Here is a 16,041-nt window from a genome sequence, read left to right as displayed (position 1 = left end):
AGCCAGTTGCATGCGAGGCTCTTTTCGACAGCGCTCCGGTCGTCAAAACGAGGCGCTTTTCGACAGTCTGATTGCGCAGCATTCGCTCGGGCTGCTCGCGCTTGTCATGCCGTGTGAATCGAATTTTCGCGGGATCGGCCGACGCAAGCCCCGGTCGCCGGGGCGCGCGCGCCGCGAATGCGTCGAGCCGCCGCTTCGTCGCGAACCTCGAGCCTGGCCCTTCGATGGCGCATGTGAGTCGTCATTCGGGTGAACCGACCCTGACAACGCTGCGCGTCCGGTGCGTTCTGTCCTATCCTGTGCGGAAAACGCGGCACGCCGGGTGCGCCGCGTCCCCCCCAGGAGTTCCGATGCCGAGGCAAGCCGATTCCTCTTCCCCGCGCGCGCCGCAGGCCGCGTCTTCATCCTCGTCCGCGCCCGCCGCACCGGCACCGGCGCGGCCGGCGCCGTCCGCCCCCGCGTTCATCGCGCCCGAGTCCGACACGCAGAAGGCCGTGCGCGGCAGCCAGTTCGTGCTGAAGGCGGGCGACGCGTTCGTCGTGAGCGACGCGCTCGGCGACATCGGCGGCAGCGACGACGGCCTGTTCGTCGACGACATGCGTATGCTGTCGCAATGGCGGCTCACGTTCGGCGGCCGCGCGCCGTCGCTGCTGTCGGGCGCGACGAGCGCGGACAACGCGTCGTTCACCGCGCACCTGACGAACCGTCCGCTGCCGCCGCTCGGCGGCCGCGAGACGCCCGAGGGCGTGATCCACATCGAGCGGATGCGCGTGCTCGCCGACGACGTGCTGTACGAGGCGCTCACGCTGACGAACTACGGCACGAGCGACGCCGAGGTGCCGCTGTCGGTGTCGTTCGGCGCGGACTTCAAGGACATGTTCGAAGTGCGCGGAACGCGGCGCGATCGGCGCGGCGTGATCGCGCCGCCGTGCGTCGAGGCGGGCGCGGTCAGGCTGCGCTACGACGGGCTCGACGCGGTCGAGCGCGGCGTGCGGATCGGCTTCGATCCGACGCCCGACACGCTCTCGGTCGATCGCGCCGACTACACGCTGACGATCGCCGCGCAGGCGTGCGTGTCGCTGTATCTGACGGTCGAGGCGCGCGTCGGCGCCGCGCACGCGAGCGGCGACGCGTTCGCGCAGCAGCCGTGCATCGCGGCGGGGCGCGGCGCGCTGCGCAAGGCGCTTGCCGCCGTGCACCGCGCGATGCGCGAGCGGCGCCGCACGATGGCGCGCGTGCACACGAGCAATCCGCTCTTCAACGCGTGGCTCGACCGCTCGCTCGCTGACCTCGGCTTGCTGACGACATCGCTCGAATCCGGCCCGTATCCGTATGCGGGCATCCCGTGGTTCTCGACGCCGTTCGGCCGCGACGCGGTGATCACGTCGCTGCAGATGCTGTGGCTGCAGCCGTCGCTCGCGCGCGGCGTGCTGCGGTTTCTCGCCGAGCATCAGGCGCGCGAGACGGCGGCGTTCCGCGACGCGGAGCCGGGCAAGATCATGCACGAGTTCCGCAAGAGCGAGATGGCGGCCACGGGCGAAGTGCCGTTCGCGCTCTACTACGGCGGCGTCGACACCACGCCGCTGTTCGTCGTGCTCGCGGGCGCGTATCTCGAGCACACCGACGACGAATCGCTGATCGACGAGCTGTGGCCGGCGCTCGAGCGCGCCGCGCAATGGGTGATGAGCGTCTGCGACCGCAACCCGCGCGGCTTGCTCGACTATCAGCGCACGTCCGCGCGCGGCCTCGCGAACCAGGGCTGGAAGGACAGCCAGGATTCGGTGTTCCATGCGGACGGCCGTTTTCCGGCCGGGCCGATCGCGCTCGTCGAAGTGCAGGCGTACGCGTGCGCGGCGTTCGACGCGATGTCGGCGTTCTCGCGCCGGCGCGGCCATGCGGCCGACACCGTGCGCTACGCGCAACGCGCGAAGGCGCTGCGCGAGCAGGTCGAGACGCTGTTCTGGATGCCGGAGGCGGGCTTCTACGGGATCGCGGTCGACGGCCACGGCGAGCTGTGCCGCGTGCTCGCGTCGAACGCCGCGCATCTGCTCGCGTTCGGCCTGCCCGAGCAGAGCCGCGGCGAATCGGTCGCGCGCGTGCTCGGCTCGACGCTCTTCAGAACCGGCTGGGGCGTGCGCACGCTCGCGGCGGGGCAGCCGCGCTTCAACCCGATGGCGTACCACAACGGCTCGATCTGGCCGCACGACAACGCGTTCGTCGCGCGCGGCCTCGCGCGCTACGGCGACAAGCGCTCGGTGCTCGATCTGCTGCGCGCGCTGTTCGAGGCCGCGGTGAGCTTCGACATGCGGCTGCCCGAGCTTTTCTGCGGTTTTCCGCGCCGGCCCGGCGAGCCGCCGACCGCGTATCCGGTCGCGTGCCTGCCGCAGGCGTGGGCGGCGGGCGCGCCGTTCATGATGCTGCAGGCGTGCCTCGGCATCTCGGTCGACGCGGCGCGGCGCGAAGTGCGCATCGAGCGGCCGGATCTGCCGGAAGGCGTCGACTGGTTGCGCGTCGACGATTTGCGCGTCGGCGACGACGGCGTGTCGCTCACGTTCCGGCGCGTCGAAGGGCAGGTGGTCGCGGCGGCGGAGCCGAGCGGCGTGCGCGTCGTCACGGTGCTGTGAAGATTGCGCTCGCTCGCGTCGGGCGCGCGGCGCTCGCCATACAATGACGGCATCGATCCACGATTCGCAACGAGCCGATAGACGGGAGGCATCATCATGACGAACGAGAAGCCGGACGAAGCGCGCCGGCAAGACGATCAGCCGAAGCTCGAGCAGTTCGAGGCGGCCGTCGATCACCTGCACGAGTCGATCCAGTCGCAGAGCATCGCGGCCGGCGCGGCGAAAGGCATCCTGTTCAGCCTGATCGAGACGCTCGGCGCGCTCGTCGGCGATCCCGACCTGCCGGAGCATGCGCGCTCCGGCTACGAGGCGCTGCGCGACAAGGCGAGCGAGCTGAAGGCGAACCTCGAGAAGCGCTGACGCGACGCGCGCGGCCGGTGCCCGCTTATTGCCGCGGCGCGGAAAGCGCCGTGCTTTCAAGGGCTTGGCGCGCGCGTGCGCAGGATATCCACATATTTGTCGACAGAAATTGTTGATAACCCGCGGCGGCGGGCCGCGCGAAGCGGCTGCCCGTTTCTTCCGCGTTATCCGCTGCGTGCGCAGCATGCGCGGCCCGGCCGACCGGCCGGATGCGATTGATCGACGCGCTTTCCGGCATCGTGTGCGATGCCGCGTCGACGCCGGCGCGCGCCGGCTGCGGCCGGCCGTTCACCTTACGGGAAAAATTTTTGCGGCGCATGTCGAATTCCGCCCGCTTCGTTCGTCGTGGCGATAGAGCGCCTCCGCGCAAGCGGCGCGCTCGATCGATGAAACCATTCGAAGCCAAGGAGCCGCGATCATGCCTGATGCAGTCAAACCGATCCCCGAGGGGATGCATTCGCTCACCCCTCATCTGATCTGCGACGGCGCCGCCGCCGCGATCGAGTTCTACAAGAAGGCGTTCGACGCCGTCGAAATCACGCGGCTGCCGTCGCGCGAGGCCGGCCGGCTGATGCATGCAGCCGTCAGGATCGGCGATTCGACGCTGATGCTCGTCGACGAGATGGGGAGCTGCGGCGCGCTCGGGCCGAAAGCGCTGAAAGGCTCGCCCGTGTTCATTCATCTGTACGTGCCGGACGTCGACGCGGTGATCGCGCGCGCGGTGGAGGCGGGCGCGAAGCTGACGATGCCCGCGGCCGACATGTTCTGGGGCGACCGCTACGGCCAGATCGAGGACCCGTTCGGCCATCGCTGGTCGGTCGCGACGCACAAGCGCGACTTGACTCCCGAGCAGATCCGCGAGGGGATGGAGCAATGCGTGCCGCCCGCGCGGTGAGCGCGGTGGCCGGCGCGTGAGGTTCGTGAGGTTCGTGAGGCGCGCGACGCGCGTGCGCCGGCCGGGCGAACGCATGACGCGGCGCGGGCGGCGTGCGCCCTGCCGCGCGTTTTTTTCGACGGGCGGCGTGCGCGCGTCGCGCGCCCACTCGACCGAGGAGGAACGCAATGAGCTTGAAGTTCTATGGGCATCCGTTCTCGTTGTATTGCCAGAAGGTGCTGGTCGCGCTGTACGAGTACGACTTGCCGTTCGAGTGGCGGCTGCTCGCGGGCGACACGCCGGACGCGAACGCCGAATTCGCCGCGCGGTGGCCGCTCAAGCACATGCCGATGATCGTCGACGGCGAGCGCACGGTCGTCGAGTCGACGATCATCGTCGAGTACCTGGGCCTGCGGCGCCCGGCGAACGCGCGGCTGTTGCCCGCCGACGCCGGCTTGGCGCTCGACGTGCGCATGATGGACCGCTTCTTCGACTGCTACGTGTCGACGCCGCTGCAGAAGATCGTGTTCGACGCGCTGCGGCCGCAGGCCGAGCGCGATCCGCGCGGCGTCGCCGATGCGCGCCGGATGCTCGGCACGTCGTATGCGTGGCTCGAACGCGCGCTCGAGGGCCGCGACTGGGCGGCGGGCGGCGCGTTCAGTCTTGCCGACTGTTCGGCCGCGCCGTCGCTGTTCTACGCGGACTGGACGCATCCGATCGATGCGTCGCTGCAGCGCGTGATCGCGTATCGCAAGCGGCTGCTCGCGCGGCCGTCGTTCGCGCGCGCGCTCGACGAGGCGCGTCCGTATCGGCACCTGTTCCCGCTCGGCGCGCCCGACCGGGATTGAATCGTTCGATCGACAGGAGACTGACATGACAGTGAGTTCCACGCTGACGCCCGCCGCCGAGCTCGTGAAGCGCAACACGACGCGCTGGCCGAACGAGAGCGACGCATACCGTCGCGCGCGCGACGCGCTGCTCGTCGAGGAGATCGAGTTGCGCCGGCACGTCGAGCGCGTCGCCGCGCTGCGGCGCACGCTGCCGCCGGGCGGCGAGGTGACGGGCGATTATCGCTTCGAAGGCGAACGCGGGCCGTGCGGCTTCGCCGGCCTGTTCGGCGACAAGGCGACGCTCGTCGTCTACAGCTACATGTTCGGGCCGCAGCGAGAGCGGCCGTGCCCGATGTGCACGTCGCTCCTCGGCGCATGGAACGGCGAGGCGCGCGATGTCGAGCAGCGCGTCGCGCTCGCGGTCGTCGCGCGCTCGCCGATCGAGCGGCTCGTCGCGTTCAAGCGCGAGCGCGGCTGGCGCGATCTCAAGCTGTATTGCGATCTCGACGGCCGGTACAGCCAGGACTATCACGCGATCGGCGCAGACGGCGGCGAAGATCCGGCGATCAACGTGTTCACGCGCCGCGACGGCGCGATCCGCCATTTCTGGAGCGGCGAGCTGGGCGGCTGGAGCGTGGACCCGGGGCAGGACCCGCGCGGCGCGCCCGATCCGATGCCGCTATGGACGATCCTCGACATGACGCCGGAAGGGCGCGGCGTCGACTGGTATCCGAAGCTCGATTATCCGGTGTGAGCGACGCGCGCGTCATCGCGGGCGCGAGGTCAGGGCGGCGGCCGACGCGAAGGCGCGCGACGGCCGCCGCGTGCGCGAGCGGTCGCTCGCAAGTTCGCGCGAGCCGGCGCGCGTGAGCGCTTTCGTTGCCATTTCCCGGGCTGCGTCGCCGACGCTTCGCGACGGTTTGTGCCGACGGTACGACGATTCCGGAAAAATGTCGATATATCAATTGTTTGGCGCTGAGTTCGCCGAGATATCCACAAGCTTGCGCACAAAATCTGTGGAAAACCCTAATGTCGAGAATGCATTGTGGATTGTTTTGTCGCGCGGGCGCTTGCGCCGTGACGAGTCGGCGCGGCGCGACGCGCATGCATGCGCATGCGGCGAACCGATTTCCGTCGCCGTGCCGCAGTTCTGACTGCTCGGCGAAAGTGTCGTCGGATCAATGTGTTGTGCGCCCGATGCTCAGGATGTCCACAAGCTTGCCAACAAAAATTGTGGACAAGGCCCGACTTCAGATCGCGCATCGAAGATTCGCCGAATGCCGAGCGCATCGCTCGATATCGCGCGTTGAAATGCCGGATGTTGATGGTCCGCACGGGCGCGAACATGGCGCGCTCGTGCCGCTTGTTTGGTGCGTACGAGAAAACGTCGGCGGATCAATGAGTTGACTGTCGGATGCCCAGCCTATCCACAAGCTTGCCAACAAAAAATGTGGAAAAGGCCGCGATGCGATCGCGTTCGCCGACGCGATGGCGCGATTGTCGAACCCCGGCCGCGACGCCGCGCCGATCTGCGCGAAAAGGGGTATGCCGACGCCATGTGCCGCTTCATTGACATGCGGAGAAAAGTGTCGCTGGATCAATGGCTTGAGAATCGGATGCTCAGGATGTCCACAAGCTTGGCCACAAAAATTGTGGAAAAGGCGATGCGGAAGCGCTGCCGGAGATGCGGCGGCCCGGCTGCTCAAGCCGGCATGGGCGAACGGGGGTTCGACCGGCGGCTCGCATGCGATGAACTTGCGTGCGCTGCTTCTTTGTCGCCCTGTTCGTGAAAATGTCGCAGGATCAATTGCTTGGGCGGCGGATGCTCAGGATATCCACACGCTTGACCACAAAAATTGTGGAAAAGCGGCTCGGCCATCGAGCATGTCGAATGGCCGGACGGCGCGAGGCAGTGCGCGAGTTGCACGCGCGAAGACGTCAAAGGCCGTTGGCGACAGCGCGATTCCGTACGTGCCGCCGCTTGCCTGAGCTGCTCGACAAAAGTCCAATGGATCAACGAGTTGATCGCGGCGCACCCCGGATCTCCACAAGCTTGCCAACAAAAATTGTGGAAAACGACGGCGCATTTCTTATGGGCGATTTCGGTGAACGGATGTTCATATGTCGCGAAGCCGACGTGAGCAGCTCTGCGCACAGGCAACGCCGCATGCCGCGTACGTGCGCGCGTAGGCGCAGCGTGCCGCATTCGTGACACCTTTGGGAAAACGCTGCCGCATCAATGACTTGATCGCCGGATGCTCAGGATGTCCACAAGCTTGCCAACAAAAAATGTGGACAAGGACGTGGCGTTCGGCGCGCGATGATCGTGCGGTTCGCGTGATGAATTGGGTGATTCGCCGATTCAGTGGTTTACCCACTCACTGGTTTGCCGATCTGCCGACAAACCGACAAACCGATCCGCCGCCCCACCAAGCAGCGCACGTGCCGACCGCAAAGAACACGCCACCTCCGCCGGGCGTCGACGCGCAACCGAGCCGGCCGCCGCGCCCGCGTGCCGCGCCGCTCACGCCCGCGGCTTCGCGCCGAAGCGTACCGTCACCGTCAACCCGCGCCCGTCGGCGCCGCTCGCGAGCGACACCTCCGCGCGATGCTGCTCGGCGATGCGCTTGACGATCGACAGCCCGAGCCCGCTGCCCGACGCCGACACGAGCTGCGCGCCGCCGCCGCGATAGAAGCGCTCCCACACGCGCGGACGATCGGCCACCGGAATGCCGGGGCCGTTGTCGCGCACTTCGAGCGCGGGCGCGCCGCCGGCGTCGGCGCGCGCTTCGACGTCGACGCGCGCGCCCGCGCCCGCATAGCGGATCGCGTTGTCGACGAGATTGTTGAGCAGCACGCGCAGCGTGTCGGCGTTGCCTTGCACGCGCACGGGCGCCGTGCCGACCGCGCCGAGATCGACATGCTGCGCGCTCGCGACGCGCGAGCGCTCGGCGACGACCGAGCGGCACAACGCGGCGAGATCGACGTCGGCGAACGTCGCCGATTGCGCATCGGGCTCGAGGCGCGCGAGCGTGAGCAACTGCTCGGCGAGATGCGACAGGCGCGTCGTGGCGGCCTGGATCTGCGCGAGGATGCGCGCGCGCTCGTCGGCGCTCGCCGTGCGTTGCAGCAGCTGCGTCTGGATCGACAGGCCCATGATCGGCGTGCGCAATTCATGCGCGGCGTCCGCGATGAAGTTCCGCTGCAGCGTGAACGAGCGGTCGAGCCGGGCGAGCAGATCGTTGATCTCGGACGCGAGCGGCTGCGCTTCGGTCGGCACGGTCGTGATGTCGAGCTGGTCGAGGTGATTCGCATGACGGCGCTTCAGGCCCGCGGCAATCGCGCCGAGCGGCCGCAGCCCGTAACCGATGCCGAGCCACAGCCCGACCGCGAGCAGCGGCAGCAGCGACAGCACCGGCCAGAGCAGATGCACGGCGATGCCCGCGATCGCCTCCCAGCGCGCCTGGCGCGGCTGCGCGACGCGGATCGTGGTGCCCGCGCTCTCGCGCACGTACGTGTGCCAGCGCTGGCCGCCCGCGTCGAGCGCCACGAAGCCGGCCGCAGCGGGCGGCGGCAGCTGCGTTGCCGGATCGGTCGTGAATTGGAGCTGGCCGCCGCGCCATACTTGCAGCAGCACGTCGTCGGAATCGTAATCGGCCGGGTGGCGCTTGCCGAGCTTGTCGCGCCCCTCGATCGACAGCTTGCCGCTGTCGTCGACCTGAATCTGCTTCGACATGCTGCGCATCTGATCGTCGAGCAGATCGTCGAGCTCGCGCAGCGCGCCCCAGTAGGTGCCCGTGCTCGCGAGCACGCCGACGACGCACGCGGCGGGCAGCAGCCACATCAGCAGCCGGCCGCGCAGCGATGCGGTGAGCCGGCGCGCGAAGCCGCGCGGCGCGCCCGTCATGCGCCGTCTCCGATCCGGTAGCCGACGCCGCGCACCGTGAGGATCGTGTCGTGGCCGAGCTTCTTGCGCAGGTTGTGGATGTGGACCTGCACCGCGTTGCTCTCGATTTCCTCGCCCCAGCTGTACAGCCGCTCCTCGAACTGCTCGCGCGAGATCACCGCGCCCGGCTCGCGCATCAGCTCGTGCAGCAGCACGAATTCCTTCGGCGACAGCGCGACTTCCTCGTCGCCGCGCCACACCTGATGGCGCGCCGGATCGAGCCGCAGCACGCCCGCCGCGAGCACCGTCTGCGCGCGCCCCGTCTGGCGGCGGTTCACCGCGCGGATGCGCGCGAGCAACTCTTCGAGCGCGAACGGCTTGACGAGATAGTCGTCGGCGCCGCAGTCGAGCCCGGCGATCCGGTCGGGCAGCGCGTCGCGCGCGGTGATCACGATCACGGGCAGCGCGTCGTCGCGGCGCCGCAGCGCGGCGAGCACCGCGAGGCCGTCCTTGTCCGGCAGGCCGAGGTCGAGCAGCAGCAGCCCGTACGGCGTCGTGCGCAGCGCGAGCGACGCCGCGTCGCCGTTCTGCACCCAGTCGACCGCGAAGCCTTCCTGTTTCAGTCCTTGTTCGAGCCCGCTGCCGATGAGCGGATCGTCTTCGACGAGCAATACGCGCATGTTTCGAGATTCCGTCAGAGCGCGGCGCGCGCGTGCGCGTGCATGCCGCTTGCGGGAATGATAAGCGCTCGATGCTTAGCGGCGGCTTAAAGCGTCGGGAAATGCGGAGCGCGACGCGATGGGGCGGGCGACGGCGGGCGCGGGTGAGCCTAGATGGTCGTAGATGGGCGATTTGGTGCGCGACGGCGCGAATCGCCGGCGCAGCGATGGATCGGCGCGCGTCGATCGAAGATTTGGGGATCGGGGCTTGAAGGCGCGCTGAAACGAGGGAGTCGCAAGGGAATGTGATGACGACATTGATGAAGTCCCCGAATGAAGTCCTCGAATGGGACGATCGGCGAGACATCGAAACGGCGAAGAAGCGGTGAATCGAGGTGGGGCAACGATCGCGGGACCGAATGAATCGACGGGTGAAACTTCGCCGGATCGAAGCGGGCGGCGAGGATCGTTGAGATTGGAATTATTGAAGGAGATCAGAAGATCGGATGACTCGAAGGCCCGAAGGTCCGAAGGCCCCAAAGCCTCAAAGCCTCAAAGCCCCAAAGCCCCAAAGCCCCAAAGCCCAAAGGCCCAAAGGCCCAAAGGCCCAAAGGCCCGAAGATCGAAAAATCTGACGATCGGAAGGATCGGAAGGATCGGAAGGATCGGAAGGATCGGAAAGATCGGAAAGATCGGAAAGATCGGAAAGATCGGAAAGATCGGAAAGATCGGAAAGATCGGAAAGATCGGAAAGATCGGAAAGATCGGAAAGCGCGTCATCCATCGCATCTTCTGCAAGCATGGCGGGCCGGCCCGACAATGCGCGCGCGAATCCGAATCACGGCGCGCTGCCGGGCAGGTCGCGGCGAACTTGGCCCCGGCCCCATCTCGCGCCGCCCGGCATTCGCAGGCATCGACCGCGCAATGCGGGTGATACCATGGCCGATCGACTTTTTCCCCGACCACGATGCCCGCCGATTTCGATGAACTCGCGTCCCTGATCCGGGCGCAATTTTCCGAGCTGAGCCCGCAATTCCAGGTGGGCGCGGCGTTCCTGCTCGATCATCCCGACGAGGTGGCCGTGTCGTCGATGCGCAAGGTCGCGCAGCGCGCGAACGTGCAGCCGGCGTCGCTCGTGCGGCTCGCGCAGCAATTCGGCTTTCCGGGCTGGAACGAGCTGCGCGATCTGTTCGTCGCGCGCGTGCGCACGCGGCCGCAGCCGCTCACGCAGCGCGCGCGTTCGCTCGTGAAGCCGAACGCGAAGGCCTCGCTCGCGGCCGATCTGCTCGCCGCGCAGCGGCACAACCTCGAGGCGAGCGCCGCGCAGAACGCGCAGGCGCTCGCCGAGGCGGCGAAGCTGATGCGCAAGGCCGCGCACGTGCATGTCGCGGGCTTCCGGTCGTGCTATCCGGTCGCGTTCGGCCTTGTCTACGGCTATCGGCTGTTCCGGCCGACGGTGTCGCTGCTGACAGGCGTGGCGGGCTCGCTCGACATGGAGCTGCGGACGATCGCGAAGAACAGCGTGACCGTCGTCGTCAGCTTTGCGCCGTATTCGGCCGAGGCGACGCGCGTCGCTCAGGCGGCGCGCGTGCAGGGCGGCAAGATCGTCGCGATCACCGACAGCGCGGTGTCGCCGATCGCGCTGCACGCCGACGCGCAACTGATCTTCACGCACGACAGCCCGTCGTTCTTCCCGTCGCTCGTCGCCGCGCATGCGCTGGTGGAAGCGCTCGTCGCGCAATTGCTCGCGCTCGAAGGCGGCGACGCGATCGCGGCGCTCGAGCAGGCCGAGGCGGAGCTGCACGCAAAGGGCGCATACGTCGTCTGAGTGCGGCGCCGCATTCGCGCGGATTGCAAAAGTCTTTCAAGCCGCCATATCCGGAGCATGCCGTTTACTCCCGGCGCATTCGATGATAAATCTGCTCCGCAATTGGAAACGTTTCCACGTATCGATGCGCTGAATTAGATTGGCGGCGATTGTTGCATTGCAAATGAAATTGCGGCGCAACACGCCGCCAAGGCCGCTCTGGCGCGCTGTCGAGCGGCCAAGGTCGCGTAACGATGCCGCCACTTATTAACCCGATTCGAAAAAAAGTTTTAATGGCGACTTGCCGGCTATTCAGTCGATTGCTAATCTGCGGGAGATGAACGAATAGCTGGATCGAAGATCCGGAAAAATGAATAAATAAATTATTTCCGAAAAAGGGCCACCATGATGACTTACCGTGATACGCATACCACTTCCTTTCGGGTCGGCGACGTCGTGACGCTCAAGACGGGCGGTCCACGCATGACGGTGACGTACGCCGGCCCGGTCGTGTTCGACACGGGCGAATGGGTGATCTGCCAATGGTTCGACGAGCACGGCGAATTCCGCCAGGAGATGTTTCCGAACGAGACCGTCGTGCTCGAGCCGCGGACGATTTCGGCGGGGCTCGCGCGGATGCGCTCGCAGTCGGTGCGCGGCGGTATGCAGGCGTGACGCGGGATCGCGCGTCCGAGCGTCAAGCATTCGTCAGGAAAACGGCGCACGCGTGAGCGCCGAACGCTGCGCCGCGGCCCGAACGGGCGCGCGGCGTAGTCGCATGTGCGGGTGGGTGCCGCTGCGTTGCCGCTCAGGCCGACCGCTATCGCGCGCGAGGACGCGAGAAACGCGGCGGGGCGCAATCAGCGAGTGCCTTGCTTTTCGGCCCAGCGCTCCTGCGCGGCGATCCGCCGCTGCACGCGTTCGACGAGGCCCGTCGAGAACGTCTTCATGCTGATCGCGCGGCGCTCGAGCAGCACCTCGCCGGCGAAATTGTTGGCCGCGTTCGGCTGCAGCGCCCAGTAGAGCGTCAGCAGCCAGCCGATTCCCGTCCAGCCGAGCAGCGCGTTGAACAGCGCGATCGTGAGCTTGTCGCCGCGGCCGCGGCGATCGGCGACGATCGCCGGAAGAAAATAGAGCGCGATCGCGACGACCGAGCCGCCAATCTGGATCAGGATTCCCATCTGCATGAGGCTTCTCCATCCGTGCTGCGGTGCGACTTGACGTCGCACCTACGATGGCGTTGATTGTCGCGCTTTTTCGGTTGTTGTGCAGACAACTAATTGTTGCGGATTCGTAACGGATCGATCGCTGCCTTACGCTGGCTTACACCGGTTGACGGCGCCTTACGCAACGTTACGTTTGCGCGCCGTCGGCGCGCGCGAGCGCGAACCCTTCGTCGAGCCAGCCCGTCACGCCGCCCAGCATCAGCTTCACCGGCCGGCCGAGGCGAGCGAGCCGCAGCGCCGCGCGCGCCGCGCCGTTGCAGTGCGGCCCCGCGCAATAGACGACGAAGCACGTGCCGCGCGCAAATTCCGCGAGCTTGCTTTCAACGATCTTTCGATGCGGCAGGTTGAGCGCGCCGGGCACGTGTCCGGCCGCGTAGAGGCCGGGGCCGCGCACGTCGAGCAGCACGAAATCGGGCGCGCCGGACGCCAGCGCGTCGTGCACGTCCCAGCAATCGGTCTCGAAGGCGAGCGATGCCGCGAAGTGCGCGGCGGCGGCCGCGCTGTCGGCGGCGGGCGTTTCGGTGACGCGGGACATGGCCGGTTCTCCTCGTGTCGAATGGTTGCGGTGGCGAACGAGCGCTCAGTATCCGGATCGCGCGCGTCGCACGACAGTGGCGCGATCGACAACTTCCGGTAACATCGCGCCATGCACAATCATCTCGTCGTCGCGCTCGCGTACGATCGGCTCTGCACTTTCGAATTCGGCTGCGTCGTCGAGCTGTTCGCGCTGCCGCGGCCGGAACTCGGCGTCGACTGGTATCGCTTCGCGGTCTGCGCGAGCGAGCCGGGGCCCGTGCGCGCGGCGGGCGGCATCAAGGTCGAAGCACCGTATCGGCTCGCGCTGATGGATCGCGCGGACACGATCGTGATTCCCGGCTGGCGCGATCCGGACGAAACGCCGCCCGAGCCGCTGTTGAAGAAGATCCGCGCGGCCCACCGGCGCGGCGCGCGGCTTTGCTCGATCTGCTCGGGCGTGTTCGTGCTTGCCGCGGCGGGCGTGCTCGACGGCGCGACCGTCACGACGCACTGGCGTTACGCGCAGCGTCTGCAGGCGCGCTATCCGTCGCTGCGCGTGAATCCCGACGCGCTCTACGTCGACGAAGGGCGGATCGTCACGTCGGCGGGCTCGGCGGCGGGCCTCGACATGTTGATGCACATCGTGCGCCGCGATCACGGCAGCGCGATCGCCAATCGCGTCGCGCAGCGGCTCGTGCTGCCGCCGCATCGCGACGGCGGCCAGGCGCAGTTCGTGCCGCGGCCGCTGCCGGGCGTCGGCGGCGATCGGCTCGCGAAGCTGATCGACTGGATGCGCGCGCATGCCGCGCAGCCGCACACGCTCGCGACGCTCGCCGCGCGCGCGGCGATGAGCCCGCGCACGCTGCAGCGGCAGTTTCGCGACGCGACGGGGCTCGGCCCGTACGAATGGCTGATCCGCGAGCGGGTCGGGCTCGCGAAGGAGATGATCGAGCAAGACCCCGCGCTGTCGGTCGCGCGCGTCGCCGCGCTCGCGGGGTTCGGTTCGGAGGAGTCGCTGCGCCGGCACTTCAGGCGCATCGCGGCAACGAGCCCAGCCGCGTATCGCCGCGGCTTCGATGCGCGTTGACGCGCGCCGCCCGGGCGGCGGCGCGTGCGCGTGCGGTGTCGGGGCGATGCGCAGACGAAGGCGGCGGGGCGGCTCGATTCGGTGCCGGAGCGGAGCGAGCGGCGTTCGGCCCGCGACATCGCGGGCCGAACGCCGTGCGTGCGCCGTAGACGCGCGTCTCTTGGGCGCGCACGTCGCGAACATGCGTATCGCGACAGCGCGCGTCGTACGACGCGCACGCTGCGAACGTCCTTGCCGCAACCGAGTGCGCATCTCGCGGCGCTCGCACGCGCACGCATCTTGAGCGCGCAGTCCGCAAACAAGCTCATCGCCTACACGAGAATCGCAGGCGCGCATCCCGAGCTACACAAAATGCGGACGTGGCACGCGCATACGTCGCATGCGAGCGGGCCGCAAACGCACATATTCCCGATGTGCGGCCGCAACACGCGTTCGGCGGCGGCTCGCCGCGACCTCGCCGTCGATGGCGGCTTCTGCGGGCCGCCGGTTTCCGATTCGGCGCGACGAACGCGCAACCGAGTTGCATCGCACAACGCGCGTCGCTTTTTTCGGCGCGTGCATAACTGCCCGCACCGGCGCTATCATCGCCACTCCACTTCCGTCAGACAGTTCGTCTGCTCCGCGCCATGACCACCGCCACCGCTTCCGCCATCGACCACGACCGCCTCGCCGATTTCATCGAACGCAAATGGAGCGACGAGATCCTGCACGCGTTGACCGACTACATCGCGGTGCCCGCGAAAAGCCCCGCATTCGATCCCGACTGGGCGAAGCACGGCTACATCGAGCGCGTCGTCGTCGACGCCGCGCAATGGGCCGAGCGGCAGCCGGTCAAGGGGCTGAAGGTCGAGATCGTGCGGCTCGCCGGCCGCACGCCGGTGATCTTCTTCGAGACGCCCGCGACGCGCGCGGGCAGCGCCGACACGATCCTGCTCTACGGTCACCTCGACAAGCAGCCCGAATTCGACGGCTGGCGCGCCGATCTCGGCCCGTGGACGCCGAAGCTCGAGGGCGGCAAGCTGTACGGCCGCGGCGGCGCGGACGACGGCTACGCGATCTACGCGAGCCTCGCGGCGCTCGGCGCGCTCGACGCGCAAGGCATCGAGCGGCCGCGCTGCGTCGGCCTCATCGAGACCTGCGAGGAGTCGGGCAGCTACGACCTGCTGCCGTACGTCGACGCGCTGCGCGCGCGGCTCGGCGACGTGAGCCTCGTCGTGTGCCTCGATTCGGGCGCGGGCAACTACGATCAGCTGTGGCTCACCACGTCGCTGCGCGGGCTCGTGTCGGGCGACCTGCAGGTCGAGGTGCTCGAGGAGGGCGTGCATTCGGGCGTGTACGGCGGGATCGCGCCGTCGAGCTTCCGCGTGATGCGCCAGCTGTTCGAGCGGCTCGAGGATGCGGCTACCGGCAATCTGCTGCCGTCGTCGTTCCATTGCGAGGTGCCCGCGAGCCGCCTGCGCGAGACCGAGGCGGCCGCGTCGATTCTCGGCGACGCCGTGTGGAAGGGGCTGCCGTGGGCATGCGGGCAGGACGGCAAGCCGGTGCTGCCGACGACCGACGATCCGAGCGAGGCGCTACTCAATTCGACGTGGCGGCCGTCGCTGTCCGTCACGGGCGCGCAAGGGCTGCCCGCGCTCGAGAACGCGGGCAACGTGCTGCGGCCGCGCACCGCGTTCAAGCTGTCGCTGCGGCTGCCGCCGCTCGTCGACGCCGCGCAGGCGGTGCAGCAGCTGAAGGCGCTGCTCGAGCTTGATCCGCCGTACAACGCGAAGGTCACGTTCAAGCCCGACGCGGGCGCGGCGACCGGCTGGAACGCGCCCGACGTCGCGCCGTGGCTCGGCGCGGCGCTCGGCGACGCGTCGCGCCGGCACTTCGGCGCCGACTGCGCGTACATGGGCCTGGGCGGCACGATCCCGCTGATGAACGTGCTGCAGGAGGGCTTCCCGGCCGCGCAATTCATGGTGTGCGGCGTGCTCGGCCCGAAATCGAACGCGCACGGGCCGAACGAGTTCCTGCACGTGCCGTACGCGAAGAAGCTGACGGCCGCGGTGGCCGACGTGGTTGCCGCCGCACGTTGATGCGCGTGTCGATTCGTCTTCATCGTTCGATGACGATCGCGCCGCCGCGAGCATGCGGCCGCGTGGCGGCGGGCGTTCGACCGCGCGCGGCGCG

Annotated in this window: 16 protein-coding genes; 10 read left to right on the top strand and 6 right to left on the bottom strand. The window is 68.2% G+C overall.

Translation table 11 applies throughout. The annotated features are described in order from the left end of the window. The first annotated feature begins 350 nt into the window (after positions 1–350). Both WS78_RS26740 and WS78_RS26735 read left to right on the top strand, forming a co-directional pair. Entirely contained in the window at positions 351–2,624 is a 2,274-nt protein-coding gene (locus WS78_RS26740) for an amylo-alpha-1,6-glucosidase (RefSeq protein WP_059578784.1), read from the top strand. Between the two features lie 96 nt (positions 2,625–2,720). After that, complete coding sequence (locus tag WS78_RS26735) at positions 2,721–2,984, top strand: hypothetical protein (RefSeq protein ID WP_038752486.1); 264 nt, start codon at positions 2,721–2,723, stop codon at positions 2,982–2,984. Positions 2,985–3,009: 25 nt separating this feature from the next. Here WS78_RS26735 and WS78_RS36380 read toward each other — a convergent pair whose 3' ends face one another. Next, complete coding sequence (locus tag WS78_RS36380) at positions 3,010–3,441, bottom strand: hypothetical protein (RefSeq protein WP_156437510.1); 432 nt, start codon at positions 3,439–3,441, stop codon at positions 3,010–3,012. Between WS78_RS36380 and WS78_RS26725 the strand changes: the two genes are divergently transcribed. The 4 genes from WS78_RS26725 (at position 3,403) to WS78_RS36375 (ending at position 5,842) form a co-directional block, all read left to right on the top strand. After that, positions 3,403–3,879 (top strand): VOC family protein, encoded by a 477-nt coding sequence (locus tag WS78_RS26725; RefSeq protein WP_038752483.1) that lies wholly within the window; start codon positions 3,403–3,405, stop codon positions 3,877–3,879. The genes WS78_RS36380 and WS78_RS26725 overlap by 39 nt on opposite strands. Positions 3,880–4,046: 167 nt before the next feature. Continuing rightward, entirely contained in the window at positions 4,047–4,706 is a 660-nt protein-coding gene (locus tag WS78_RS26720; RefSeq protein ID WP_059578777.1) for a glutathione S-transferase family protein, read from the top strand. A gap of 25 nt (positions 4,707–4,731) precedes the next feature. Beyond that, a complete protein-coding gene (locus WS78_RS26715) occupies positions 4,732–5,442 on the top strand; it encodes a DUF899 family protein (RefSeq protein ID WP_059578774.1) in 711 nt (236 codons plus the stop codon). A 112-nt stretch (positions 5,443–5,554) separates the two neighbouring features. Continuing rightward, a complete protein-coding gene (locus WS78_RS36375; RefSeq protein ID WP_226377314.1) occupies positions 5,555–5,842 on the top strand; it encodes a hypothetical protein in 288 nt (95 codons plus the stop codon). 1,370 nt (positions 5,843–7,212) lie between these two features. On the opposite strand, the gene WS78_RS26710 is transcribed toward WS78_RS36375, so the two are convergent. The 3 genes from WS78_RS26710 to WS78_RS36370 all read right to left on the bottom strand — a co-directional run bounded on the left by WS78_RS26710 (position 7,213) and on the right by WS78_RS36370 (position 10,017). Next, positions 7,213–8,595 carry a sensor histidine kinase gene (locus WS78_RS26710; RefSeq protein WP_038752476.1) on the bottom strand — a complete coding sequence of 461 codons (1,383 nt, stop codon included), beginning with the start codon at positions 8,593–8,595 and terminating at the stop codon, positions 7,213–7,215. Further along, complete coding sequence (locus tag WS78_RS26705; RefSeq protein ID WP_059578771.1) at positions 8,592–9,254, bottom strand: response regulator; 663 nt, start codon at positions 9,252–9,254, stop codon at positions 8,592–8,594. Before WS78_RS26705 ends, WS78_RS26710 begins: the two co-directional genes overlap by 4 nt. 523 nt (positions 9,255–9,777) lie before the next feature. Further along, on the bottom strand, positions 9,778–10,017 hold the full coding sequence (locus WS78_RS36370; RefSeq protein ID WP_156437511.1) for a hypothetical protein: 240 nt from the start codon (positions 10,015–10,017) through the stop codon (positions 9,778–9,780). A gap of 183 nt (positions 10,018–10,200) precedes the next feature. On the opposite strand from WS78_RS36370, the gene WS78_RS26695 reads away from it, so the two are divergent. Both WS78_RS26695 and WS78_RS26690 read left to right on the top strand, forming a co-directional pair. Continuing rightward, positions 10,201–11,061: a MurR/RpiR family transcriptional regulator gene (locus tag WS78_RS26695; RefSeq protein WP_059578763.1), complete on the top strand. Its 861-nt coding sequence runs from the start codon at positions 10,201–10,203 to the stop codon at positions 11,059–11,061. Between the two features lie 384 nt (positions 11,062–11,445). Next, positions 11,446–11,715, top strand: a complete 270-nt coding sequence (locus tag WS78_RS26690; RefSeq protein WP_081989964.1) for a YodC family protein — start codon at positions 11,446–11,448, stop codon at positions 11,713–11,715. A gap of 185 nt (positions 11,716–11,900) precedes the next feature. Here WS78_RS26690 and WS78_RS26685 read toward each other — a convergent pair whose 3' ends face one another. Both WS78_RS26685 and WS78_RS26680 read right to left on the bottom strand, forming a co-directional pair. Then, positions 11,901–12,227, bottom strand: a complete 327-nt coding sequence (locus tag WS78_RS26685) for a superinfection immunity protein (protein ID WP_059578759.1) — start codon at positions 12,225–12,227, stop codon at positions 11,901–11,903. Positions 12,228–12,393: 166 nt separating this feature from the next. Continuing rightward, the gene (locus WS78_RS26680; RefSeq protein ID WP_059578754.1) at positions 12,394–12,801 is read right to left on the bottom strand and encodes a rhodanese-like domain-containing protein; all 408 of its coding nucleotides are present in this window, start codon (positions 12,799–12,801) and stop codon (positions 12,394–12,396) included. A gap of 111 nt (positions 12,802–12,912) precedes the next feature. Between WS78_RS26680 and ftrA the strand changes: the two genes are divergently transcribed. Further along, positions 12,913–13,869, top strand: coding sequence for a transcriptional regulator FtrA (gene ftrA / locus WS78_RS26675; RefSeq protein WP_038752461.1), 957 nt, complete (start codon positions 12,913–12,915; stop codon positions 13,867–13,869). A 626-nt stretch (positions 13,870–14,495) separates the two neighbouring features. Further along, a complete protein-coding gene (locus tag WS78_RS26665) occupies positions 14,496–15,947 on the top strand; it encodes a M20 family metallopeptidase (RefSeq protein ID WP_059578746.1) in 1,452 nt (483 codons plus the stop codon). Positions 15,948–16,041 lie beyond the last annotated feature (94 nt).

It is taken from the genome of Burkholderia savannae (genome assembly GCF_001524445.2).
Classification (GTDB): domain Bacteria; phylum Pseudomonadota; class Gammaproteobacteria; order Burkholderiales; family Burkholderiaceae; genus Burkholderia; species Burkholderia savannae.
The sequence above is the reverse complement of the archived record's forward strand: the minus strand, read 5'-3'. Positions and strand labels throughout refer to the sequence as shown.